The sequence below is a fragment of the Streptomyces sp. Xyl84 genome (assembly GCF_059731885.1).
Map to the genome: position 1 here is coordinate 2,486,904 of NZ_AP029182.1, position 23,745 is coordinate 2,510,648.

Here is a 23,745-nt window from a genome sequence, read left to right on the forward strand (position 1 = left end):
GCGCGGACGTCGTAATCTGGCAATCATGAAACAGTGCACGCACACCGACGCGCTGCCGCATCCGGAGCCCGGTCCCCGCAGCGAGACGTGCCCGGAGTGCCTGCGGGACGGTACACACCCCGTGCAGCTGCGGCTGTGCCTGACCTGTGGCCACGTGGGATGCTGCGACTCGTCGCCCGGGCAGCACGCCACGAAGCACCACAAGGACACCGGACACCCGGTGATGCGGACCTTCGAACCCGGGGAAGACTGGCGTTGGTGCTTCGTGGACCACGTCCTGGTGTGACCGGACTTTCGGACGGTTCGACCGTCTGACGTGTGGGTACGTCAACCCGGCGCGTGTCGCTCCCATTTGGATCCGCCCGACCCCTAGCCACGGAGCGTGTCCGCAGGTTTACTATGAGTGACAGAATGGGGTCGGGGTCCCGGGGACAGGAATGTCGAGCGCGCGGTAGCGTCACCGCTGGACCATGAATCGTGTGCCCCGGGGGGCGACCCTCGGCCCGAGAGAGCTTGTAGAGCTTGTACCACCTTGGAGGTGAGGGTGTCCCAGATCGCAGGCGAGCCCGCGGCGAACCAGGACTTCGTGGAAGTCCGGCTGCCGGCTGCGGGTGCCTACCTGTCGGTGCTGCGGACGGCCACGGCCGGCCTGGCGGCCCGTTTGGACTTCACCCTCGACGAGATCGAGGACCTGCGCATCGCGGTGGACGAGGCCTGCGCGATCCTGCTCCAGCAGGCCGTGCCCGGCTCGGTGCTCAGCTGTGTCTTCCGGCTGGTCGACGACTCCCTGGAGGTCACCGTCTCGGCCCCGACCACCGACGGTCACGCCCCCTCGCGGGACACCTTCGCCTGGACCGTTCTGTCGGCCCTGGCGGGCAAGGTCTCCTCCGCCGTGGACGAGGACAAGACCGTTTCGATCAGCCTCTACAAACAGCGCGGCGCGGGACCCGGGCCGGCGTGAGGAACGGGGACGGGCCGGTGCGGGACGAAGAGCGCGGCACACGGGAGCTGCCGGCCGAGGGCGCCATCGCGCCCCGTGCCGACGCGGCCGGGACTCCTTCCGGGGGCGGGCCGGGCGCGCCGGCGGGGCCTTCACGGCCCGCGGGCGGCATCGAGGGCATCGACGGCATCCCCGAGCAGGCCAGACCGCACCCGGACGACGAGACCCCGCGGCCCGGTCGTGCGGGCGAGGGGCCGCGGGAGCGGGACGACGCCGTGCAGGGCACGCCTCCGCCGACGCGGAGCGATGCCTCCGCCGGCCACGGGGGTCCCCCCGTCCGTTCCCCGCAGCCGGGGGCGCAGGAGCGGGCAGGGGCTCGGGGAAGGGCGACGGGCGGGACGATGAGCGAGCACGAGCGATACTCCGAGGACGCCGCGCAGGGCGCCCCGAGCGTGCACGGCACGCGGCACGACCCTCATGACCGCAGTGGCGCCCGCGCGATGTTCGTGGAGCTGCGCGCGCTGCCGGAGGGCAGCCCGCAGTACGCGGAGCTGCGCAACCAGCTGGTCCGGATGCACCTGCCGCTCGTCGAGCACCTCGCGCGCCGTTTCCGCAACCGGGGCGAGCCGCTGGACGACCTCACCCAGGTCGCCACCATCGGGCTGATCAAGTCGGTCGACCGGTTCGACCCCGACCGCGGCGTCGAGTTCTCCACGTACGCGACCCCGACGGTCGTCGGTGAGATCAAGCGGCACTTCCGGGACAAGGGCTGGGCCGTGCGGGTGCCGCGCCGGCTGCAGGAGCTGCGGCTCTCCCTCACCACGGCGACGGCCGAGCTGTCCCAGCTGCACGGCCGCTCCCCCACGGTGCACGAGCTGGCGGAGAAGCTCGCCATCTCGGAGGAGGAGGTCCTGGAGGGTCTGGAATCGGCCAACGCCTACTCCACGCTGTCCCTGGACGTCCCCGACACCGACGACGAGTCCCCGGCGGTCGCGGACACCCTCGGCGCGGAGGACGAGGCGCTGGAGGGCGTGGAGTACCGCGAGTCGCTGAAGCCGCTGCTGGAGGACCTCCCGCCGCGTGAGAAGCGCATCCTGCTGCTGCGTTTCTTCGGCAACATGACCCAGTCGCAGATCGCGCAGGAGGTCGGCATCTCGCAGATGCACGTCTCCCGCCTGCTGGCCCGCACCCTGGCCCAGCTGCGGGAGAAGCTGCTGGTGGAGGAGTAGCCCCGCGCGCGAGCGGTGGTGCGGCCGCGCGGGACGCTGGGCGGCCGGCTCGTGGGTGCGTGCGGCGCACGGCGCACGGCGCAGCAGAGCGTCCGGGCGACGGCGGTCCGCCGCAAGAACGAAGCCGGACGCGAGGGAGCCGGGCATCCTGCGGCAACGCCGCAGATGCGTACCCTGCGCCCGCGGCACCGGCCGCCGGCCAGGTGCTAGCGCTGTTCGCTCTCGTGCGCGCGGCCCGGGCCCCTGATGCCGAGGGCGCGGGTCGTCGCCGGGTGCACGAGCAGGACCAGGGAGGCCACGGCCACGACCGCGAGCGCGATGCCCGCCGGGACGGCCACGCTGTCGGCCTGCAGCAGGCTGTAGGCGACGGGCAGCGCCATGATCTGGGTGATGACCGCCGGCCCCCGGCTCCAGCCGCGCCGGCGCAGCAGCCCGCGGGCGGCCAGCAGCGGCAGCAGCGCCAGCACGAGGACGGTGATCCCGCCGGTGACCGCCTGCTGCCGGTCACCGCCGTCGCCCGTGAGGCCGAGCACCAGCATCCAGACGCCGCCGACGAGCAGTGCGAGCCCCTCCAGCGCGCACAGCGCCGCGGCGGAGGTCAGCCGTCCTGGGCGCGGGCCGGAGGCGTCCGTGGAGTCGGTCCGGGAGTTCTGCTCACTGCTCACCCCAGAAGGGTAGCCTCAGCCCGCGGAGCACCCCTCGCGGAGCCGACCGCCGTGTCCAGGCTCACGTCCGCTCCTCTTACCCGATCCCTACCTCGGCCTGGGCCGAGTACTCCTCAGTAGGTACGCTGCTGACCATGCGTGCACTTCTCGTGGTCAATCCGGCGGCAACCACCACAAGCGCACGTACGCGCGACGTCCTGATCCACGCCCTCGCCAGTGAGATGAAACTGGACGCGGTCACCACCCAGTACCGGGGCCACGCCCGCGACCTGGGCCGGCAGGCGGCGGACAGCGACGACGTCGACCTGGTCGTGGCCCTCGGCGGCGACGGCACGGTCAACGAGGTGGTGAACGGCCTGCTGCACCGGGGTCCCGACCCCGAGCGCCTGCCCCGCCTCGCGGTGGTGCCGGGAGGCTCCACCAACGTCTTCGCCCGCGCCCTGGGCCTGCCCAACGACGCGGTCGAGGCGACCGGCGCGATCCTGGACGCCCTGCGCGAGGGAAGCGAGCGCACGGTCGGCCTGGGGCTCGCGTCCGGGACGCCGGGCACCGACGACGCGGCGGTCCCCGAACGCTGGTTCACCTTCAACGCCGGCCTCGGATTCGACGCGGGTGTCGTCGGCCGCGTCGAGCAGCAGCGGGAGCGCGGCAAGAAGTCCACGCACGCCCTGTACGTGCGCCAGGTGCTGCGCCAGTTCTTCGGCGAGCCGAACCGCCGGCACGGCGCGATCACCCTGGAGCAGCCGGGCGAGGACCCGGTCGCCGACCTGGTGGTGGCGATAGTCTCGAACACCTCGCCGTGGACCTACCTGGGCAATCGCCCGATGTACACGTCCCCCAAGGCGTCGTTCGACACCGGCCTGGACGTGCTCGGTCTCAGCCGTCTGTCCACGGCCGCGGTCGCCCGGTACGGCACCCAGTTGCTCACTTCGTCCCCGGAGCGCGGACCGCAGGGCAGGCACGCCCTGTCGCTGCACGACCTGAGCAGCTTCACCTTGCATTCGAAGGCGCCGCTCCCCCTCCAGATGGACGGTGACCACCTGGGGCTGCGTACGAGCGTGACGTTCACAGGCGTACGCCGTGCACTGCGTGTGATTGTGTGAGTGGAAGGGCCCAAAGTCCTTTCACTCGAACGTTTAGGCCAGGATCCACCCCATGGAAGTACGGCTGTGACCTAGTCGACACCGAGGAATCCAAAAAAAGTTTCCGGAAGGGGTTGTATCCGCCGCCGAGGTTTGCGAATCTCTACATGGCGATCGGGACGGCCCACACACCGGGCCCCGGAGATCGCCGGAACCCCTCTTCAATCCACAGGACCACGCCAGGGAAACCTGACGGTCGGCCCTTCACTTGTTGAGGGATTCGTGAAAGCGTTCACATTCACAAGCACTTGCACGTAATACCAAGGAGAGGTAGCAGCCATGGACTGGCGTCACAACGCCGTTTGCCGCGAGGAAGACCCCGAGCTCTTCTTCCCCATCGGCAACACCGGTCCTGCGCTGCTGCAGATCGAGGAAGCCAAGGCCGTCTGCCGTCGCTGCCCGGTTATGGAGCAGTGCCTGCAGTGGGCGCTCGAGTCCGGCCAGGACTCCGGCGTCTGGGGTGGTCTCAGCGAGGACGAGCGCCGTGCGATGAAGCGCCGCGCCGCCCGCAACCGGGCCCGTCAGGCCTCCGCCTGACCACAGCCACCCCGCTGACAGCCTGAGCTTGGCGGCGCGTGCAGCGTGCACGCATCCCCCGCCCCCGAGCCGCAGCGCGCAGTACCCCCGATGCTCCCCCAGGCTCTTCGAGCACGGGGTACCCCCATTCCGATGGGGCAGCAACGAGCGACTGGCCCCGGACCTGCCAAGGTCCGGGGCTTTTTGCTGTGCCGACGACGGGGCGGGGCGGATCCCGCGGGGAGCGGTCGTGGCGGGGAGCGATCCTCGTGAGGAACGGTCACCGCGTGGAGAACTGTTCGCCGTGAGCAGCCGTTCGCCGTGAGGAACGGCTCGCCGCCACCGGCTACTTGGGCGTCCCCACCGGGATGTCGAGCACCACGCGCGTGCCCCGCTCGGGCGCCGGGACCATGTCGAAGGTGCCGCCCAACTCGCCCTCCACCAGGGTCCGTACGATCTGCAGGCCGAGATTGCCCGAACTGTGCGGGTCGAAGCCCTCGGGCAGCCCCACTCCGTCGTCCTGCACGGTGACGAGCAGACGGCCCTCGCGAGTGGTGCCGCCGCGGACCGCCGACACCTCGACGGTTCCGGTGTCGCCCTCCAGGAAGCCGTGCTCCAGGGCGTTCTGCAGGATCTCGGTCAGGACCATCGACAACGGCGTGGCGACCTCGGCGTCCAGGATCCCGAACCGGCCGCTGCGCCGGCCGGCGACCTTGCCCGGCGAGATCTCGGCGACCATGGCCAGCACCCGGTCGGCGATCTCGTCGAACTCCACCCGCTCGTCCAGGTTCTGAGACAGCGTCTCATGGACGATGGCGATCGAACCGACCCGGCGAACCGCCTCCTCCAGTGCCTCCCGGCCGCGTTCGGAGTCGATGCGCCGGGCCTGGAGCCGGAGCAGCGCGGCCACCGTCTGGAGGTTGTTCTTGACCCGGTGGTGGATCTCCCGGATGGTCGCGTCCTTGGTGATCAACTCGCGTTCGCGGCGGCGCAGTTCGGTGACGTCGCGGAGCAGGACCAGTGAACCGATGCGGGTTCCCTTGGGCTTGAGCGGGATGGCCCGGAACTGGATCACCCCGTCGTGCGCCTCGATCTCGAACTCGCGCGGCGCCCAGCCGCTCGCCAGCTTCACCAGCGCCTCGTCCACCGGGGCGCGGGACGGGGCGAGTTCGGCCGTGGCCTCGCCGAGATGATGGCCGACCAGGTCGGCGGCCAGACCGAGCCGGTGGTAGGCGGACAGCGCGTTCGGCGAGGCGTAGGTGACCACGCCGTCGGCGTCCAGCCGGATCAGGCCGTCCCCGACGCGCGGCGAGGCGTCCATGTCGACCTGCTGGTCGGGGAAGGGGAAGGAGCCGGCCGCGATCATCTGGGCCAGGTCGGAGGCGCTCTGCAGGTACGTCAGCTCCAGCCGGCTCGGGGTGCGCACGGTGAGGAGGTTGGTGTTGCGCGCGATGACCCCGAGGACGCGTCCCTGGCGCCGCACCGGGATGGACTCGACCCGGACCGGTACCTCCTCGCGCCACTCCGGGTCTCCCTCGCGGACGATCCTCCCCTCGTCGAGCGCGGCGTCGAGCATCGGGCGGCGGCCGCGCGGGACGAGGTGACCGATCATGTCGTCCTGGTAGGACGTCGGGCCGGTGTTGGGCCGCATCTGGGCGACGGAGACGTAACGGGTGCCGTCCAGCGTGGGTACCCACAGCACCAGGTCGGCGAAGGAGAGGTCGGAGAGCAGCTGCCACTCCGAGACCAGCAGGTGGAGCCATTCGAGATCGGAGTCGTCGAGGGCGGTGTGCTGGCGTACGAGTTCGTTCATGGAGGGCACGTCTGCGAGCGTACCCGGGCGTTTGTACGGTTTCGAAATACGCGGGGGCACGGGGGACGGGCCCGCGAGGGACCGGGTGAGGCACTGCGAGGGGCGGGCCCTGTGACTGCCGGAGAAGTGCGGGCCCCGGGGCCGGGTGCGGCCCGGCCCGGAGACACCCGCGGGCCGCGGCGCCTGAGAGGGACCCTCAACCCTCCCGGCACCGCAGCCCGGAGCAACATCGGCCGTGGGGTGTGCGGTCCCGGTCGGCCGAAGGGTGAGGAGCCGGGGCAGTCAGGGCAGAGAGCACCGGTTCCTCGGTCCGCCCTCCTGTGCGGGGAGGACGGAGGTTCACGTGTTCACCTCGGTGCCTGTGACGCGCGAGCGCGGCGCACAGGCCCTTGTTCTGGATCCCTCTCGATTCTGGACTAGACCACTTGTGCCTGTCCATGAGCGGGAAGCACTTCGTTGTGCCTTCTTCGTCGAACGACCGGCCGAGACCGGTGCGGGTCAGCGGCCGAGCCCACCGGCGCGCCCGCCTGCGGTGACCGGCCGGACCTGCCGGACCTGCCGGACCTACCGGACCGGCCGCCGGCCGTCAGGGGCCGGACGCCGGGCGTTCGTCACGGAGCAGCCTAGCCCGCCCGGCTCAGCCACGGGGCCAGATGGTCATGGCAATTTCCGCGACCGCCTCCAGTTCCTCGCGGCTCGCACCGTCGCGGGCCTGCTGGGACATCCCCTGGATCAGCGCGCCGGCGTACCGGGCGAGCGCGCCGGTGTCGGTGTCCGCGGGCAGGGTGCCGGCGGCCACGTCCGCCTTGATACGGCTCTCGAAGGCGGCGATGTTCTCGTTGCGCCGCGCCCGCAGGGACTGTTCGACCTCGGGCGTCGTGCAGTTGGTGGCCGCGTGGATGACCAGGCAGCCGTGCGGACGGCCCGGGGCGGTGTACTCGGCCGCCGCCTCGCGCAGGATCCGTTCGACGGCGGCGCGGGCCGTGGGCTCCTCCGTCAGGGCACGGGCGCCGAAGGACCCGTACCGCTCGCCGTAGTCGCGGACCACCTCGGCGAAGAGCGCCTGCTTGTCACCGAAGGCCGCGTAGAGGCTGGGGGCGCCGATGCCCATGGCTCGGGTGAGGTCCGATACGGAGGTGCCTTCGTACCCGTGCTCCCAGAAGGCCAGAACGGCCTTCTCCAGTGCCGTCGCCCGGTCGAACGAGCGGGGCCGGCCGCGGCGCCGGGCACCGGGCACGCCGGCCGCACCCGCGCTGACCTGCTCTTCTGTCGCCTGCTTCACCACCATGGGATGATTTTATAGCGGACACTAGAGAAATGACAGCCGCGTGCGGTACGGTCTTTCTGTAGCGACCGCTAGGGAAATTCGAAGGGGCTTGCCATGGGGACGGACGAGCGCTCGGGCGCGACCGGAGGGGCGGACAGGGCCGCGGGCTCGCTCGCGGGGAGGACCGCGCTGGTCACCGGGGCGAGCAGGGGCATCGGGCGAGGTGTCGCCGAGCGGCTGGCACGGGACGGCGCGCGCGTCGCCGTGCACTACGGGAGCAACGAGGCGGCGGCACAGGAGACGGTCGCCGCGATCCGGGCGGCGGGCGGCTCGGCCTTCGCCATCGGCGTCGAGCTGGGGCGGCCCGGCGACGCCGAGGCACTCTGGGCGGAGTTCGACCGGCAAGCGGACGGTGTGGACATCCTGGTGAACAACGCGGGGATCGGCACGTCACCGCCGCTGGAAGAGATCGACGAGGAGCAGTACGACCGGGTCTTCGCGGTGAACACCAAGGCACCGTTCTTCATCGTCCGGCACGGCCTGGACCGCCTGCGTGACGGCGGCAGGATCGTCAACATCTCCACCGGCCTCGCTCGCGACGCCGTCATGCCGGACAAGGTGGCCTACGCGATGACGAAGGCCGCGCTCGACGTGTTCAGCCGGGACCTGTCGAAGCTGCTGGGTCCGCGCGGCATCACGGTGAACTCGGTGGGGCCGGGCCTCATCGACACCGACAACACGGCCGGACTGCTGCACCGGACACCGGGCGGCTGGGAGCGGGGGGCGGCGATGTCCGCGCTCGGACGCGTGGGCACACCGGCCGACGTGGCGGACGTGGTGGCGTTCCTCGTCTCGGACGGGGGACGGTGGGTGACGGGGAGCTGGGTGGACGCGACGGGGGGTTCGCTGAGGTAGGCGCGGTGCGGGGCCGCCGGGTCGCGTCCGGGCGGACGGGGCCGGGAAGTGACGGGCGGAAAGGCGGCAGCAGCGGGGAGGTGACGACCGGGTGGCGAGGCCCTGAAGCCGAGGGCCGGGGGTTGCGCGGGACGGGTCCTGGGAACCCGATTCTGCTAGATTGGTCTAAACCACACGACCCCTCCTTTCCGGGTCCGGTCCCCTTCTCGGCTCTCCTCAGATCGGCAGGCCCAGCGTGGAAGTTGTCATCGTTCCGGATGCCAGGGCGGGCGGCGAGCTCATCGCCGAGGCCATGGCGCAGCTGCTGCGGCGGAAGCCCGACGCCCTGCTCGGCGTGGCCACGGGTTCTACTCCGCTGCCCGTCTACGAAGCGCTGGCGGCCAAGGTGCGTTCCGGCGCCGCTGACACCTCCCGGGCGCGGATCGCCCAGCTCGACGAGTACGTGGGGCTGCCCGCCGATCACCCGGAGTCCTACCGCTCCGTGCTGCGCCGGGAGGTGCTGGAGCCGCTGGGGATCGGCATGGAGGCGTTCCTTGGGCCCGACGGCACCGCCGAGGACGTGCAGGCGGCCTGCCAGGCGTACGACAAGGCGCTGGTCGACGCGGGGGGTGTGGATCTCCAGCTGCTCGGCATCGGCACCGACGGGCACATCGGGTTCAACGAGCCGTGCTCGTCGCTCGCCTCGCGGACGCGCATCAAGACACTGACCGAGCAGACGCGTGTGGACAACGCGCGCTTCTTCGACGACGACGTCGACCAGGTCCCGCACCACGTGATCACCCAGGGCATCGGCACGATCCTCGAGGCCCGGCACCTGGTGCTGCTGGCGACGGGTGAGGGCAAGGCGGACGCGGTCGCCGCGACCGTCGAGGGACCGGTCGCGGCGGTCTGCCCGGCCTCGGCGCTGCAGCTCCACCCGCACGCCACCGTCGTCGTCGACGAGGCCGCCGCCGCCAAGCTGAAGCTCGCCGACTACTTCCGCCACACCTACGCCAACAAGCCGGAGTGGCAGGGCATCTAGGGCCCGCCCTGCCGCCCCCGCGCGGCAGGGCGGGGGCGCCGGTTGCCCTGCAGGGCGCGACCGGCGCCTTCGCCGTACGCCCCCCGGAGCCCGGCCGAGCCCACGCCGGCCCCTTGCCCCCGCCAGCGGCCGAGCCGTCGACGGCATCACCGGCCACCGGCGCGGCACTCGTCCCGCCGGTACAGCACATGTCCTGCCCGCTGCCGGCCGTGCTCGGACCCCTGGACGACCACCGCCCCGGAACTGAACCCCGGACCCGGCGCCCCCACGGCCCACCAGCGGCCCCGCGCCGACCCGCGCCTCGCCCGGCTCCCGCGCCCGCCGGCGTCCATGGACGGGTCAGGTCCGCAGGCGCCCTCCGGGGCCGGGAATGGACGGCCCCGCCCGGCAGGGTGCTGCCGGGCGGACGAACCCCGTCACAGGCGGGGAGCCGGTGCGCGGATCAAGGCGCCCTCGAAGAGCGCGCGTCGCAGGAACCACCGTCCTGCGCCGCTCACTCCCCCGCGATGGCCTCTCCCGCGATGACCTCCGCCGCTGCCCGGCCGCATACGCGGGCCGCGCCGTGGGTCGCGATGTGGAGGGAGCCCCTGGAGGGAGCCTGGGGGACGCCCATCTCGACCACGATGGTGTCGGGGCGCGCCGCGATCAGGGTGTCGAGGGCCGCCGCCATCCAGGGATGGCGGTGCTCGTCGCGGACGACCGCCACCACCCTGCGGCCGTCCGCCGCCTCCAGGGCCGCCTGCCCGGCGTCCGGGCCGCTGAAGCTGCCGGTCTCCGTGCCGGGCAGGAGGCGGCCGAGTTCCGCCGCCACGCCCCAGGGGGTCTCGGTGCCGACGGCGATGTTGGCGACGGGGGTGAGGGCGGCGACGTAGGGCGGCCGGACCAGGGGGGTGAACGTTTCAGCAACGGTGACCCGCAGGGCGCGGCGGGCCGCCCTGAGTCCGACCTCCGGGTCGGCGGGGGTCCGCGCCGCGGCGGCCGCCGCGGTGGCGGTCCAGCGGGCGAGGGCGCGCACACGTTCGGCGGCGTCCGCGAGCCGCTCCTCGGGCAGGTCCCCGGAGCGGACCGCGGCGACCAGGGCGTCGCGCAGGCGGCGTACGGTCTCCTCGTCCGCGAGCCCGCCGCCCACGCAGATCGCGTCGGCACCGGCGGCGACGGCGAGGACGCTGCCCCGCTCGATGCCGTAGGTGTCGGCGATGGCCTTCATCTCCACGGCGTCGGTGACGATCAGGCCGTCGTAGCCCAGTTCGCCGCGCAGGAGGTCGGTCAGGACGCGCCGGGACAACGTTGCCGGAAGTTCCGGCTCCAGGGCCGGTACGAGGATGTGGGCGCTCATCACGGCCTTGGTGCCGGCGGCGATCGCCGCGCGGAACGGGGCCAGGTCGCGCGCTTGGAGCACGTCGGTGTCCACGTCGATGCGCGGCAGCGCGTGGTGGGAGTCGACCGCGGTGTCGCCGTGCCCGGGGAAGTGCTTGGTGCAGGCGGCGACGCCCGCCGCCTGCAGTCCGGTGACGTAGGCGGCGGTGTGCCGGGCGACCAGGTCCGGGGCGGCGCCGAAGGAGCGGACGCCGATGACCGGGTTGCCGGGGTTGGAGTTGACGTCGGCCGAGGGCGCCCAGTTGAAGTTGGCGCCGCACTCGGCGAGCCGCCGGCCCAGCTCCCGGGCGACGTGCTCGGTCAGCTCCACGTCGTCCACCGCGCCCAGCGCGTGGTTGCCGGGGAAGCTGGAGCCGGTGCGCACCTCCAGGCGCGTGACGTCGCCGCCCTCCTCGTCGATGGCGACCAGGACGTCCTCGCGTTCGGCGCGGAGCTGGGCGGTGAGGGCGCTCAGCTGCCCGGCCGTGGCGACGTTGCGGCCGAACAGGGCGACCGAGGCCAGGCCTTCGCCGAGGTGGCGCAGCAGCCAGCCGGGGGCCGTGGTCCCGGTGAAGCCGGGCTGGAGGACGGTCAGCGCGTCACGGGCGAGAGCGTCGTTCTGCGAGCCGGACGCGGTGGTGCCGCTGGCGAATGTCGTCATCGGGTGGCGTTATCCCTTCACGGCGCCCGCGGTCAGGCCCGCGGCCATCTTGCGCTGTACGAGGAGGAACAGAACGACGATCGGTACGGCCATCATGGTGGCTCCGGCCATCATCGGGGCGTATTCGGTGCCGTGCTTGGTGGTGAAGTTGCCGAGCCAGACAGTAGCGGTCTCGTGCTCCTGGCTCATCAGCATCAGGGCGTAGAGGTACTCGTTCCAGGCCTGGATGAAGCCGTAGACGGAGGTGGCGACCATGCCGGGGGCGAGCAGGGGGAAGACGACCCGGACGAAGGCGCCGGTGCGGGTGCAGCCGTCGACCATGGCGGCCTCCTCCAGCTCCTTGGGGATGTTGACGATGAAGCCGCGCAGTGTCCACACCGTGAAGGGGAGGATGAAGGTCAGGTACGTGATAATGAGGCCGGTCAGCTTGTCGTACTGCCCCAGGTCGTTGAGGAGCAGGAAGATCGGGATGATCATCGCGACCAGCGGCACCATCTGCACCGCCAGGATGCCCACGATCACGATCTTGCGGCCGCGGAAGGCGAACCGGGAGATGGCGAGCGCGGCCAGGGTGCCGACGACCATGCCGACGACCACCACGACCAGCGAGACGACGAGGCTGCGCCCGACCGGACCCCAGAAGTCGGCGATGTCCAGGGCGCGTTTGAAGTTGTCGAAGGTGAGGCCCGTCGGCAGCAGGCTCGGGTCCGGGTCGATGGCGTCCTTGGCCGGCTTGAACGCCGTGTTGAGCATCCAGTAGAGGGGGAAGCCCAGGACGAGGAAGACCAGCAGGCCGAGCAGGTTCCAGCCGAGCTTCGGCGACCGGCGGCGGCGGACCGGAGGGGTGGCGGTGGTCGTGCCGCTCAGGGTGCTCATTCGACCTCTCCGATCTTCAGCATCTGGCGCATGTACACGGCGACCACGCCCAGCAGCAGCAACACGGTGATCAGGGCGATCGCCGAGCCCTGCGCGTAGTCGTTGACCACGAAGGCGCGGTCGTAGGAGTAGGTGTTGAGGATCTGGAACTCCGCCTCGGGGTGGCCGCCGCGCATGACGAACACCTGCGGGAAGACGCCCATGTCCCAGATGACCGACAGGGTCGTGAGCATCACGATGATCGGCTTGAGGACGGGCAGCGTGACGTAGCGGAAGACGCCCCACGCGCCGGCGCCGTCCAGCCGGGCGGCCTCCTCCATCTCCTTGGGCACCTGGGTGAGGCCCGCGCTGAGCGTGATGACGACGAAGGGCACGGCCCCCCACACCACGAGGAGCATGATCACGGCGAGGCCCTGGGGGCCGCTGGCGAACCAGTTGTGGCCGATCATGTCGACCCCGGGCAACTTGCTGACCAGCGCGTTGAGGATGCCGTAGTCGGAGTCGAAGATCCACTTGAAGACGGTGGTGGCGACGATGACGGGCATGCCCCAGCTCGCCACCAGCACGATGTTGATCAGTGTCTTCACCCAGCCGGAGACCCGCTGCTGGAGCAGGGCCAGCGCCATGCCGATGACCATGGTGAGGACCACGCAGCCGACGGCGAAGACGATGGTGCGTACGACGACGGCCCAGAAGTCGCCGTCGCTCAGCACCTTGCTGAAGTTGTCGAACCCGACCCACTCGGCGCCCTGGAAGCCCCACAGCTGCGGCTGCCCGAACTTCTGGAAGGACAGGGTGACCAGGCGGACCAGCGGGTAGGCCATGACCAGGGCGAGGACCAGCAGGCAGGGCGCGAGGAGCAGCCAGGGGGTCGCCGCGCCGCCGGACGTCCGGTTTCTGCGTGGCCGGTTCACCGCGGCGGGCGGCGGCGCCTGCCGCGGCGGCGGCACCTTGGCAGGGGTGGTCGTGTCTGCGGCACTCATCGCGCGCTCCTCAGCGGTCCCTCATCAGGTGGTACGAAGGCGAAGCAGGCCAAAGCCGTGCGCGGCCGCACGGGGGCCGGGCCCCGGTCAGCGGCCGTGCCAGGAGCAGGGCCCCGCGCGCGGCGGGGCCCTGCGCCCGGGTCACTTGGTGTTGATGACCTTGTCGATCGCGGCGTCCGCGTCCTTGGCCGCGGCCTCGACCGACTTCTTGCCGGTGCCGATGCTCTGCAGCATGGTCTGCAGCACCTGGGCCTTCTCGACCTGGCCCCAGCCCGGCGCCATCGGGACGAACCAGCTGGACTCGGCGGCGGTGGCCGGGACCGCGGTCTTCGGGTCGCTCTTCAGCGTCGCGAGGTCGGTCTTGTTGTTGGGCAGGTTGCCCTTGGCGATCAGGCCCTTCTGGCCGCCCGAGCCGGTGAAGGCGTTGATCCACTCGGCGGCGAGCGCCTGCGCCTTGGACTTGACCGGGACGGCGAGGTCCGAACCGCCCAGGAAGACCGGCATGTTCTTGCCGGACGGGCCGGGCATCACGAAGTTCTCGACCTTGTCCGCGAGCTTGCCGACCTTGTCGTTCTTCGGGTCGGCGGCGGTCGCGCCCTCCCAGGCGGCGGCGAAGATCATGCCGGACTTGCCCTGGCCGTAGACGATCGGCCGGTCGGCCTCGTCCTTGGTCTTGTCGCCGTGCATGTACTTGTCGAGGACGGCCTTGTAGTCGTTCAGGCCCTTGAGGGACTCGGGGGAGGACAGGTTGGCCTTCCACTGGCCGCCCTCCTCCTTGGCGATGGAGCCGCCGGCGTCGTAGACGAAGGACATGGCGGCGTACCAGTCACGGCTGGGCTGGTACCACGCGCTGAACTTGTCGCCCTGCTTCCTCTGCACCTTGTCCAGGTCGGAGAGCAGTTCCTGGTACGTCTTCGGGGTGGTCTTCACACCGGCCTGGGCGAAGACGTCCTTACGCCAGTTGGCCACGCGGCCGCCGGCGTAGTAGGGGACGCCGTAGGTCTTGTCCTCGTAGGTCACCGAGGCCTTGAGGCCGTCCAGCCAGCCGGAGGAGTTGTCGAACTTCGACGCGTCCAGGGGGGCGAAGGCGCCCTTGACCATGTAGCCGAGCATCTCGGTGTTGCCCATCTCGACCACGTCGGGGGCCTTGTCGGTGGCGAGCACCGCGTCGAGCTTGGTGTTCTTGTCCGGCCAGCCGTAGTACTCGTGCTTGACCTTCAGGCCCGGGTGCTTCTTGGCGACCGCGTCGTCGGCCGCCTTGACCAGGTCCGGCCAGTTGTTCTGCGCGTCGACGGTGAGCCAGACGGTCAGCTCCTTGGCGTCGGCCCCCTTCGAGCCCCCGTCCTTGTCGTCACTGCCGCCACACGCCGCGATGGAGACCATCATGCCCGCGATACCGATCGCAGCAACCAGCTTGCGCTTCACGCCACCCTCCTCAAGGGATGCCACAAACCCCCCTGCCTCCCCGCGGTTGAGCGACAGTGGAAGCGTCAGCGCATACCGCCCATGGGGCTGGGACCTGGACCAATGGTGTAGACCAGTAGGGGGAGCTTGGCCCAGACCAATAGGGCTGTCAAGGGTGCGCCGACCCGCTCAACTGCTCCGTTATGGGACCGCGATATGCAGGGACCTTTCATTGCTCAAGCGGTCAAACGGACGTCCCCGCTCCACTGGACCACCGGCCGTCATCTCCCCCTGGCCGGACGCCTGTTCGTGTGGACCACCCGTCCCAGGGACGGACGATGGACTAGACCAGCAGGGGTCACGGCGGTATACAGAGGAGATCACGGAGCGTGCGGGAGAGCACCACGCACAAGAAGCCGTGCCACGATGTGAGCCGTGGCCGACGGGACGTCGGCCGCTTCGGCACCGGAGCCGGGAAGGCGGAGCATGAGCACCGACGTCAGCAGTGCGGAGAACGAGGGTGGGGCGACCGTCCGTACCGCGCGCGTGCCCAAGTACTACCGCCTGAAGAAGCACCTGCTCGACATGACCCAGACGCAGGCGCCCGGGACCCCCGTGCCGCCCGAGCGGACGCTGGCGGCCGAGTTCGACACCTCGCGCACGACCGTGCGCCAGGCGCTGCAGGAACTGGTCGTCGAGGGCCGGCTCGAACGCATCCAGGGCAAGGGCACCTTCGTCGCCAAGCCGAAGGTCTCCCAGGCGCTGCAACTGACCTCCTACACCGAGGACATGCGTGCCCAGGGCCTGGAGCCGACCTCCCAGCTGCTGGACATCGGCTACATCACCGCCGACGACCGGCTCGCCGGCCTGCTCGACATCACCACCGGCGGGCGCGTCCTGCGCATCGAGCGGCTGCGCATGGCCAACGGCGAGCCCATGGCCATCGAGACCACCCACCTGTCGGCCAAGCGCTTCCCCGCGCTGCGCCGCAGCCTGGTGAAGTACACCTCCCTGTACACCGCCCTCGCCGAGGTCTACGACGTCCATCTCGCCGAGGCCGAGGAGACCATCGAGACCTCACTGGCCACCCCGCGCGAGGCCGGCCTGCTCGGCACCGACGTGGGCCTGCCGATGCTGCTGCTCTCCCGGCACTCCCAGGACCGCACGGGCCAGCCCGTGGAGTGGGTGCGCTCGGTGTACCGCGGCGACCGCTACAAGTTCGTGGCGCGGCTCAAGCGGCCGATCGACTGACCGCGCGGGCCCCTCACCGGCCCCCGCCGCGCCCCTGCGGCCGGTCCCCGGCACGGCCCGCGCGGCCGTATGCGGAACCGGTATGCGGACAAGGGGTTCCGTTACCTGTCACCGTGACCTAGATTGCCTGCGCAATCGCACGGCTGACCAGCGAGGGGACGGAGCCGCACATGTCAGATGGGCCAGGAGTGGGCAAAGGGGTGGTGACCCCCCTGCGGGTCGTCATCGGCCTCTGCCTCGTCGCGCCGTTCGTGGCGATGCTGTGGGTCGGTTCGTACGCCAAGGTCGGCCCCACGTTCATCGGCATCCCGTTCTTCTACTGGTACCAGATGCTGTGGGTGATCATCTCCACGGTCCTCACGGTGATCGCCTACCGGCTGTGGCAGCACGACCAGCGCGGTCGCCGCACGGCGGGCACCGCCTCCGCGAAGGGCGGTGCGACCCGGTGAAGGACGGCGTCAACGGCGTCGCGCTCGGCGTCTTCATCTTCTTCTTCCTGCTGGTCACCGTCATGGGGTTCCTGGCCGCGCGCTGGCGCCGGGCGGAGAACGAGCAGAGCCTGGACGAGTGGGGTCTGGGCGGCCGGTCGTTCGGCACCTGGATCACCTGGTTCCTGCTCGGCGGCGACCTGTACACGGCGTACACCTTCGTCGCCGTGCCCGCGGCGATCTACGCGACCGGCGCGGCCGGGTTCTTCGCGGTGCCGTACACGATCCTGGTGTACCCGCTGATCTTCACCTTCCTGCCGCGGCTGTGGTCGGTCTCGCACAAGCACGGGTACGTGACGACGTCGGACTTCGTGCGCGGCCGGTTCGGCTCCAAGGGCCTGTCGCTGGCGGTGGCGCTCACCGGCATCCTCGCCACCATGCCGTACATCGCGCTCCAGCTCGTCGGCATCCAGGCGGTGCTCGACGTGATGGGTGTGGGCGGCGGCGAGAACACCAACTGGTTCGTGAAGGACCTGCCGCTGCTGATCGCCTTCGGCGTGCTGGCGGCGTACACGTACTCCTCGGGTCTGCGCGCGCCGGCGCTGATCGCGTTCGTGAAGGACGCGCTCATCTACATCGTCATCGCGGTCGCGATCATCTACATCCCGATCAAGCTGGGCGGCTTCGACGACATCTTCGCCAAGGCCGCCGACGCGTTCGGCCAGATCAACCCGCAGACACACAAACCCCGCGGGGCCGTCGTCCCGGGCGAGGCGAGCCAGTGGACCTACGCCACCCTCGCCCTGGGCTCCGCGCTCGCGCTGTTCATGTACCCGCACTCGATCACCGCGACGCTCTCCTCCAGGAGCCGTGAGGTGATCCGCCGCAACACCACGATCCTGCCGCTGTACTCGCTGATGCTGGGTCTGCTGGCGCTGCTGGGCTTCATGGCCATCGCGGCGGGCGTGAAGGTCCAGAACGGGCAGCTCGCCATCCCGCAGCTGTTCGAGGACATGTTCCCCGACTGGTTCACCGGCATCGCCTTCGCGGCGATCGGCATCGGGGCGCTGGTCCCGGCGGCGATCATGTCGATCGCCGCGGCGAACCTGTTCACCCGCAACATCTACAAGGACTTCATCAGGCCGGACGCGACGGCCGAGCAGGAGACCAAGGTCTCCAAGCTGGTGTCCCTGCTGGTGAAGGTGGGCGCGCTGGTCTTCGTGCTGACCATGGACAAGACCGTGGCGATCAACTTCCAGCTGCTGGGCGGGATCTGGATCCTGCAGACCTTCCCGGCCCTGGTGGGCGGTCTGTTCACCCGCTGGTTCCACCGCTGGGCGCTGCTGGCCGGCTGGGCCGTGGGCATGGTCTACGGCACGGTCGCGGCCTACGGGGTCGCCTCCCCGACGCAGAAGCACTTCGGCGGCTCGGCCAAGGAGATCCCGGGCATCGGCGAGATCGGCTACATCGGCATGACGGCGTTCGCCCTGAACGTGATCGTCACCGTCGTCCTGACCTTCGTCCTCAAGGCGCTGAAGGCCCCCGACGGCGTCGACGAGACCAGCCCGCAGGACTACACCGCCGACGCGGGTGACCCCGGCGTCGCGGTCGAACTGCCGCCGGCCACGGCGGGCAGCGCGCACTGAGCCGCCGCACCCACGCCGACGGGCCGCCGGGAAAACCGGCGGCCCGTCGTCGTACCCGTGCGGCACACTCGGCCCCATGGACCTCGTGATCAGGCCGGCCGAGCCCGGCGAGTACGGCACCCTCGGTGAGATCACCGCCCAGGCCTATCTCCAGGACGGGCTGCTGGACTTCGGGGAGGACGATCCGTACCTGGGCGCGCTGCGGGACGTCGCCGGGCGGGCGGCCGCCGCCGAGGTTCTGGTGGCCGTCGCGGACGACGCGGTGGCCGGCGGGGTCGCCTTCGTGCCGTCGGGCGGCGCCATGGCGGACATAGCCGGGCCCGGCGAGGCCGAGATACGCATGCTGGCGGTCGCCCGCGCCGCGCGCGGCCGGGGCGCGGGCGAGGCCCTGGTACGGGCCTGTCTGGAGCGGGCGCGGGCCACCGAGGGATGCGTGCGGGTCGTGCTGTCCACCCAGCCCACGATGCACGCCGCCCACCGCCTCTACGAACGCCTGGGCTTCGTCCGCACCCCGCAGCGGGACTGGAACCCGCTGCCGGAGCTGGACGACATCTCGCTGCTCACCTACGCGTTGACCCTCTGACACCCGCTGACGGCCGCTCAGACCCGCCGACAGCCACTGGGACCCGTGGAGTCCCGCCGCCGGCCACCGACCGCCACTGACATCCACTGACATCTTCCGCGTCGACGCGGCACAACATATGGGGGTGCTTCCCTCGCCCGGCACAAGATGTATGCTCATGCTCGCTGTCGTCGCAGGGGAATCCGGTGCGAATCCGGAACTGTCCCGCAACGGTGTACCCGTACGCACATGCCCTCGAGGCCGTGTACGGGCGTCAGTCCGAGGACCTGCCGACAGTGCACCCGGCCGTCCGGTCCGGGTGCCTGACGTCCGGGCCTCGCGGAATGGGCCGGTGGACGCGGCGCCGCGTGCGCTCGTGTGCTGCCCCCTGCCCTCGGTGAGGCCCCGTGCCGAGCGAGGGAGAGCCACACGTGACCATCGCGCCCGCCGATCCGGTCTCAGCCGAAGGCAACCTGGAGAACGACGGTCCCGGTGCCGCGCTGCTGCGGACCCTGACCGAGCTGACCGCCGACCTCCCCGACGCCGACCCCGGCCGGGTCGCCGCCGCCGCGCTGCGCGGCCGTTCGGCCCGCGCGGACGAGGCGGAGCTGCGGGAGCTGGCCACCGAGGCGGCGGCCGGACTCATCTCGGAGGACCCCGCCTACTCACGGCTGGCCGCCCGCCTGCTGACGCTCTCCCTGCGCGCCGAGGCCGCCTCGCAGGGGGTCACGACCTTCACCGAGTCGGTGGCCGTGGGCCACCGGGAGGGGCTGATCGCCGACCGGACCGCCGCGTTCGTCCGCCTCCACGCCGCGCGCCTGGACGCGCTGGCCGACCCGGCCGCCGACGACCGCTTCGGCTACTTCGGGCTGCGCACCCTCTACAGCCGCTACCTGCTGCGGCACCCGATCACCCGCAAGGTGATCGAGACACCCCAGCACTTCATGCTGCGGGTGGCCGCCGGTCTCGCCGAGGACGACAGCCCGCGGGCCGCCGACGAGGTCGCCGCGCTCTACGGGCTCATGAGCCGCCTCGACTACCTCCCCTCCTCCCCCACGCTCTTCAACTCCGGCACCCGCCACCCCCAGATGTCCTCCTGCTATCTGCTCGACTCCCCCAAGGACGAGCTGGACAGCATCTACGACCGCTACCACCAGGTGGCCCGGCTCTCCAAGCACGCCGGCGGCATCGGCATCGCCTACTCCCGCATCCGCTCGCGCGGTTCGCTGATCCGCGGCACCAACGGGCACTCCAACGGCATCGTGCCGTTCCTGAAGACCCTGGACGCCTCGGTGGCCGCCGTGAACCAGGGCGGCCGGCGCAAGGGCGCGGCCGCCGTCTACCTGGAGACCTGGCACTCCGACATCGAGGAGTTCCTGGAGCTGCGCGACAACACCGGCGAGGACGCGCGCCGCACCCACAACCTCAACCTGGCGCACTGGGTCCCGGACGAGTTCATGCGCCGCGTCGACGCCGACGGGCCGTGGTCGCTGTTCTCCCCGGCCGACGTGCCGGAGCTGGTGGACCTGTGGGGCGAGGAGTTCGACGCGGCCTACCGCGCGGCCGAGGCGGCCGGTCTCGCGCAGAAGACCCTGCCCGCCCGTGAGCTGTACGGCCGGATGATGCGCACCCTCGCGCAGACCGGCAACGGCTGGATGACCTTCAAGGACGCCGCCAACCGGACCGCCAACCAGACGGCCGAACCGGGCCACGTCATCCACTCCTCGAACCTCTGCACGGAGATCCTGGAGGTCACCGACGACGGCGAGACGGCAGTCTGCAACCTCGGCTCGGTCAACCTCGGCGCCTTCGCCGACCCGGAGCGCGGGGACCTCGACTGGGAGCGGCTGGACGAGACGGTCCGCACCGCCGTCACGTTCCTGGACCGCGTGGTCGACATCAACTTCTACCCGACCGAGCAGGCGGCCCGTTCCAACGCCCGCTGGCGGCCGGTCGGTCTGGGCGCGATGGGGCTGCAGGACGTCTTCTTCCGGCTGCGGCTGCCCTTCGACTCGCCCGAGGCGAAGGCGCTGTCCACCCGGATCGCCGAGCGGATCATGCTGGCCGCCTACGAGGCCTCCGCCGACCTCGCCGAACGGAACGCCCCTCTGCCCGCCTGGGAGAAGACCCGCGCCGCGCGCGGTGTGCTGCACCCCGACCACTACGACGTGGACCTCACCTGGCCCGAGCGCTGGGCGGCGCTGCGCGAACGGATCGCCGCCGTCGGCATGCGCAACTCGCTGCTGCTGGCCATCGCGCCGACCGCCACCATCGCCTCCATCGCGGGCGTCTACGAGTGCATCGAGCCGCAGGTCTCCAACCTGTTCAAGCGCGAGACGCTCTCGGGCGAGTTCCTCCAGGTCAACTCCTACCTGGTGCACGACCTCAAGGCGCTCGGCGTGTGGGACGCCCGCACCCGGGAGGCGCTGCGCGAGGCGAACGGCTCGGTGCAGGACTTCGCGTGGATCCCCGAGGACGTGCGGCGGCTGTACCGCACGGCGTGGGAGATCCCGCAGCGCGGTCTGATCGACATGGCCGCCGCCCGCACGCCGTTCCTGGACCAGGCCCAGTCGCTGAACCTGTTCCTGGAGACGCCCACCATCGGCAAGCTCTCCTCGATGTACGCCTACGCCTGGAAGCAGGGCCTGAAGACGACGTACTACCTGCGCTCGCGCCCGGCGACCCGGATCGCCCGCGCGGCCCGCGCGCAGACCCCCGCCACCGTCCCCGTCCAGCAGCCGGCCGACTCCGACGCGGTCGCCTGCTCCCTTGAGAACCCCGAGTCCTGCGAGGCCTGCCAGTGATGACCAGCACCAGCCGCACCACCAACCTGCTCGACCCGGGCTTCGAGCTGACCCTGCGCCCCATGCGCTACCCGGACTTCTACGAGCGCTACCGGGACGCCATCAAGAACACCTGGCACGTCGAGGAGGTCGACCTCCACTCGGACGTGGCCGACCTCGCCAGGCTCACCCCCGGCGAGCAGCACCTCATCGGCCGCCTGGTCGCGTTCTTCGCCACCGGTGACTCGATCGTCGCCAACAACCTGGTGCTCACCCTCTACAAGCACATCAACTCCCCCGAGGCGCGCCTGTACCTGAGCAGGCAGCTGTTCGAGGAGGCCGTGCACGTCCAGTTCTACCTGACGCTGCTCGACACCTACCTGCCCGACCCGGAGGACCGGGCGGCGGCCTTCGCGGCCGTGGAGAACATCCCGTCCATCCGGGAGAAGGCCGAGTTCTGCTTCAGGTGGATGGACTCGGTGGAGAAGCTGGACCGGCTGGAGACGAAGGCGGACCGCCGGCGCTTCCTGCTCAACCTCATCTGCTTCGCCGCCTGCATCGAGGGCCTGTTCTTCTACGGCGCCTTCGCCTACGTCTACTGGTTCCGCAGCCGGGGCCTGCTGCACGGCCTGGCCACGGGCACCAACTGGGTGTTCCGGGACGAGACGATGCACATGTCGTTCGCCTTCGACGTGGTGGACACGGTCCGCAAGGAGGAGCCGGACCTCTTCGACGACGGACTGGAGCAGCAGGTCACCGACATGCTGCGGGAGGCCGTCGAGGCCGAGCTGCAGTTCGCACGCGACCTGTGCGGTGACGGCCTCCCGGGCATGAACACCGACTCGATGCGGCAGTACCTCCAGTGCGTGGCCGACCAGCGGCTGACCCGCCTGGGCTTCGCTCCGGTGTACGGCTCCGAGAACCCCTTCTCCTTCATGGAGCTGCAGGGTGTTCAGGAGCTGACCAACTTCTTCGAGCGGCGTCCGTCGGCGTACCAGGTGGCGGTGGAGGGCACCGTCGACCTGGACGAGGACTTCTGAGTCCTCTCCTTCGCCTGCTGTGCCTCGCGGTACTCCTGTTCCTGGTGTGCCTTCTGTGCCTCGCGGATGCTGCGGTCGACGCGCTTGTCGCGCACGATGCCGAGCACCGAGGGCAGGGCCATCAGGGCCAGGAGTCCGAAGGTGGCGAGCATTCCGATCAGGGCCTGTGTCTGGTCTGCGTTCATGCACACCAGCATCGCGCCGGACGCTCCTGTCCGTGAGTGGCAGGACTGCCGCGCATCTTCAAATTCCTGCCACTTCCCGGCACACTGGCGGCATGTTGCAGAACGTGGCGGCCGTCCTGCTGGACGGCGTGCATCCCTTCGAGCTGGGTGTGGTCTGCGAGGTCTTCGGGATCGACCGCAGCGACGACGGGCTGCCGGTGTACGACTTCGCGGTGGTCTCCGCGGAGGGCCCCTCGCTGGGCACCCACGTGGGCGGCCTGAGCGTCACCACCCCGTACGGCCTCGACCGGCTCGACGAGGCCGACCTGATCGCCGTGCCCGCCGGGAACGACTTCGCCAGCCGGGTCTACCCGCCCGAGCTGCTGGCCGCCCTGCGCCGGGCCGTGGACCGGGGCACGCGGGTGCTGAGCGTGTGCTCGGGGGTGTTCGTGCTGGGCGCGGCCGGGCTGCTGGAGGGGCGGCGCTGCGCGGTGCACTGGCACCACGCGGCCGAGCTGTCCCGGCAGTACCCGCACGCCACCGTCGAGCCGGACGTGCTCTACGTCGACGAGGACCCGGTGATCACCTCGGCCGGCACGGCCGCCGGCATCGACGCCTGTCTGCACCTGGTGCGCAAGGAGCAGGGCCCGGAGGTCGCCAACAAGATCGCCCGGCGGATGGTGGTGCCCCCGCACCGGGACGGCGGGCAGGCCCAGTACATCGAGCGTCCGCTGCCTCGGTCCCGGTGCGACACGGTGGGTGAGGTGCTGGTGTGGATGGAGCGGCACCTGGGCGAGGAGGTCACCGTCGAGCAGCTCGCCGCCCGCGCCCACATGTCGCCGCGCACCTTCGCCCGCCGCTTCCAGCAGGAGACGGGCACCACCCCGTACCGCTGGCTCCTGCGCCAGCGGGTGCTGCTGGCGCAGGGCCTGCTGGAGGCGACGGACGAGACGATGGACGCGATCGCGGACCGGGCCGGGTTCGGCACCGCGGCGGCGCTGCGCCACCAGTTCGTCCGCGCGCTGGGCACCACGCCGAACGCCTACCGGCGCGCGTTCAGGGGCCCCGAGGCCGCCTGAACGC

The 23,745-nt window shown here is 71.0% G+C and carries 22 protein-coding genes and 1 riboswitch; of the genes, 14 read left to right on the plus strand and 8 right to left on the minus strand.

Features of this window, described 5'->3' with window-relative positions; all coding sequences use genetic code 11:
• The first annotated feature begins 25 nt into the window (after nucleotides 1-25).
• The 3 genes from AC6I72_RS10550 (at nucleotide 26) to AC6I72_RS10560 (ending at nucleotide 2,169) form a co-directional block, all read left to right on the plus strand.
• Nucleotides 26-286, plus strand: coding sequence for a UBP-type zinc finger domain-containing protein (locus AC6I72_RS10550; protein ID WP_037851926.1), 261 nt, complete (start codon nucleotides 26-28; stop codon nucleotides 284-286).
• 258 nt (nucleotides 287-544) lie between these two features.
• Nucleotides 545-961, plus strand: coding sequence for an ATP-binding protein (locus tag AC6I72_RS10555; RefSeq protein ID WP_009190566.1), 417 nt, complete (start codon nucleotides 545-547; stop codon nucleotides 959-961).
• A 17-nt stretch (nucleotides 962-978) separates the two neighbouring features.
• Nucleotides 979-2,169, plus strand: coding sequence for an RNA polymerase sigma factor SigF (locus AC6I72_RS10560; protein ID WP_498000552.1), 1,191 nt, complete (start codon nucleotides 979-981; stop codon nucleotides 2,167-2,169).
• A 206-nt stretch (nucleotides 2,170-2,375) separates the two neighbouring features.
• Here AC6I72_RS10560 and AC6I72_RS10565 read toward each other — a convergent pair whose 3' ends face one another.
• Nucleotides 2,376-2,834: a hypothetical protein gene (locus tag AC6I72_RS10565; RefSeq protein ID WP_498000553.1), complete on the minus strand. Its 459-nt coding sequence runs from the start codon at nucleotides 2,832-2,834 to the stop codon at nucleotides 2,376-2,378.
• 134 nt (nucleotides 2,835-2,968) lie between these two features.
• Between AC6I72_RS10565 and AC6I72_RS10570 the strand changes: the two genes are divergently transcribed.
• Both AC6I72_RS10570 and AC6I72_RS10575 read left to right on the plus strand, forming a co-directional pair.
• Nucleotides 2,969-3,937, plus strand: a complete 969-nt coding sequence (locus tag AC6I72_RS10570) for a diacylglycerol/lipid kinase family protein (protein ID WP_498000554.1) — start codon at nucleotides 2,969-2,971, stop codon at nucleotides 3,935-3,937.
• Between the two features lie 318 nt (nucleotides 3,938-4,255).
• On the plus strand, nucleotides 4,256-4,513 hold the full coding sequence (locus AC6I72_RS10575) for a WhiB family transcriptional regulator (RefSeq protein WP_016639615.1): 258 nt from the start codon (nucleotides 4,256-4,258) through the stop codon (nucleotides 4,511-4,513).
• 325 nt (nucleotides 4,514-4,838) lie between these two features.
• Here AC6I72_RS10575 and AC6I72_RS10580 read toward each other — a convergent pair whose 3' ends face one another.
• The gene (locus tag AC6I72_RS10580) at nucleotides 4,839-6,305 is read right to left on the minus strand and encodes a sensor histidine kinase (RefSeq protein ID WP_498004642.1); all 1,467 of its coding nucleotides are present in this window, start codon (nucleotides 6,303-6,305) and stop codon (nucleotides 4,839-4,841) included.
• 637 nt (nucleotides 6,306-6,942) lie between these two features.
• Nucleotides 6,943-7,593, minus strand: coding sequence for a TetR/AcrR family transcriptional regulator (locus AC6I72_RS10585; protein ID WP_498000555.1), 651 nt, complete (start codon nucleotides 7,591-7,593; stop codon nucleotides 6,943-6,945).
• A 93-nt stretch (nucleotides 7,594-7,686) separates the two neighbouring features.
• Between AC6I72_RS10585 and AC6I72_RS10590 the strand changes: the two genes are divergently transcribed.
• Together AC6I72_RS10590 and nagB are read left to right on the plus strand one after the other, a co-directional pair.
• A complete protein-coding gene (locus tag AC6I72_RS10590; protein ID WP_498000556.1) occupies nucleotides 7,687-8,487 on the plus strand; it encodes an SDR family oxidoreductase in 801 nt (266 codons plus the stop codon).
• 235 nt (nucleotides 8,488-8,722) lie between these two features.
• Nucleotides 8,723-9,508, plus strand: coding sequence for a glucosamine-6-phosphate deaminase (gene nagB / locus AC6I72_RS10595; protein WP_498000557.1), 786 nt, complete (start codon nucleotides 8,723-8,725; stop codon nucleotides 9,506-9,508).
• Nucleotides 9,509-10,001: 493 nt separating this feature from the next.
• Here the strand turns inward: nagB and AC6I72_RS10600 are convergent, their stop codons facing one another.
• From AC6I72_RS10600 to AC6I72_RS10615, 4 genes are all read right to left on the minus strand, one after another.
• Nucleotides 10,002-11,525, minus strand: coding sequence for a glycoside hydrolase family 3 protein (locus AC6I72_RS10600; protein ID WP_498000558.1), 1,524 nt, complete (start codon nucleotides 11,523-11,525; stop codon nucleotides 10,002-10,004).
• Nucleotides 11,526-11,534: 9 nt separating this feature from the next.
• Nucleotides 11,535-12,401 carry a carbohydrate ABC transporter permease gene (locus tag AC6I72_RS10605; RefSeq protein WP_498000559.1) on the minus strand — a complete coding sequence of 289 codons (867 nt, stop codon included), beginning with the start codon at nucleotides 12,399-12,401 and terminating at the stop codon, nucleotides 11,535-11,537.
• Complete coding sequence (locus tag AC6I72_RS10610; protein WP_498000560.1) at nucleotides 12,398-13,384, minus strand: carbohydrate ABC transporter permease; 987 nt, start codon at nucleotides 13,382-13,384, stop codon at nucleotides 12,398-12,400. Before AC6I72_RS10610 ends, AC6I72_RS10605 begins: the two co-directional genes overlap by 4 nt.
• A 141-nt stretch (nucleotides 13,385-13,525) precedes the next feature.
• Entirely contained in the window at nucleotides 13,526-14,809 is a 1,284-nt protein-coding gene (locus AC6I72_RS10615; protein WP_498000561.1) for an extracellular solute-binding protein, read from the minus strand.
• Nucleotides 14,810-15,274: 465 nt separating this feature from the next.
• Between AC6I72_RS10615 and AC6I72_RS10620 the strand changes: the two genes are divergently transcribed.
• From AC6I72_RS10620 to AC6I72_RS10645, 6 genes are all read left to right on the plus strand, one after another.
• A complete protein-coding gene (locus AC6I72_RS10620; protein ID WP_498000562.1) occupies nucleotides 15,275-16,039 on the plus strand; it encodes a GntR family transcriptional regulator in 765 nt (254 codons plus the stop codon).
• A gap of 170 nt (nucleotides 16,040-16,209) precedes the next feature.
• Entirely contained in the window at nucleotides 16,210-16,488 is a 279-nt protein-coding gene (locus AC6I72_RS10625; protein WP_498000563.1) for a DUF3311 domain-containing protein, read from the plus strand.
• Nucleotides 16,485-18,113: a monocarboxylate uptake permease MctP gene (gene mctP, locus AC6I72_RS10630; RefSeq protein WP_498000564.1), complete on the plus strand. Its 1,629-nt coding sequence runs from the start codon at nucleotides 16,485-16,487 to the stop codon at nucleotides 18,111-18,113. Before AC6I72_RS10625 ends, mctP begins: the two co-directional genes overlap by 4 nt.
• A 76-nt stretch (nucleotides 18,114-18,189) precedes the next feature.
• Nucleotides 18,190-18,696: a GNAT family N-acetyltransferase gene (locus AC6I72_RS10635; RefSeq protein ID WP_498000565.1), complete on the plus strand. Its 507-nt coding sequence runs from the start codon at nucleotides 18,190-18,192 to the stop codon at nucleotides 18,694-18,696.
• 151 nt (nucleotides 18,697-18,847) lie between these two features.
• Nucleotides 18,848-18,984: riboswitch (cobalamin riboswitch) on the plus strand.
• Nucleotides 18,985-19,106: 122 nt separating this feature from the next.
• Nucleotides 19,107-21,479, plus strand: a complete 2,373-nt coding sequence (locus AC6I72_RS10640; protein ID WP_498000566.1) for a ribonucleoside-diphosphate reductase subunit alpha — start codon at nucleotides 19,107-19,109, stop codon at nucleotides 21,477-21,479.
• Complete coding sequence (locus tag AC6I72_RS10645; RefSeq protein ID WP_498000567.1) at nucleotides 21,479-22,498, plus strand: ribonucleotide-diphosphate reductase subunit beta; 1,020 nt, start codon at nucleotides 21,479-21,481, stop codon at nucleotides 22,496-22,498. The genes AC6I72_RS10640 and AC6I72_RS10645 overlap by 1 nt, the downstream gene beginning before the upstream one ends.
• On the opposite strand, the gene AC6I72_RS10650 is transcribed toward AC6I72_RS10645, so the two are convergent.
• Nucleotides 22,411-22,683 (minus strand): hypothetical protein, encoded by a 273-nt coding sequence (locus AC6I72_RS10650; RefSeq protein WP_498000568.1) that lies wholly within the window; start codon nucleotides 22,681-22,683, stop codon nucleotides 22,411-22,413. The genes AC6I72_RS10645 and AC6I72_RS10650 overlap by 88 nt on opposite strands.
• Nucleotides 22,684-22,775: 92 nt before the next feature.
• Here AC6I72_RS10650 and AC6I72_RS10655 point away from each other — a divergent pair, with 92 nt between their 5' ends.
• Complete coding sequence (locus AC6I72_RS10655) at nucleotides 22,776-23,741, plus strand: helix-turn-helix domain-containing protein (protein ID WP_498000569.1); 966 nt, start codon at nucleotides 22,776-22,778, stop codon at nucleotides 23,739-23,741.
• Nucleotides 23,742-23,745: the final 4 nt, after the last annotated feature.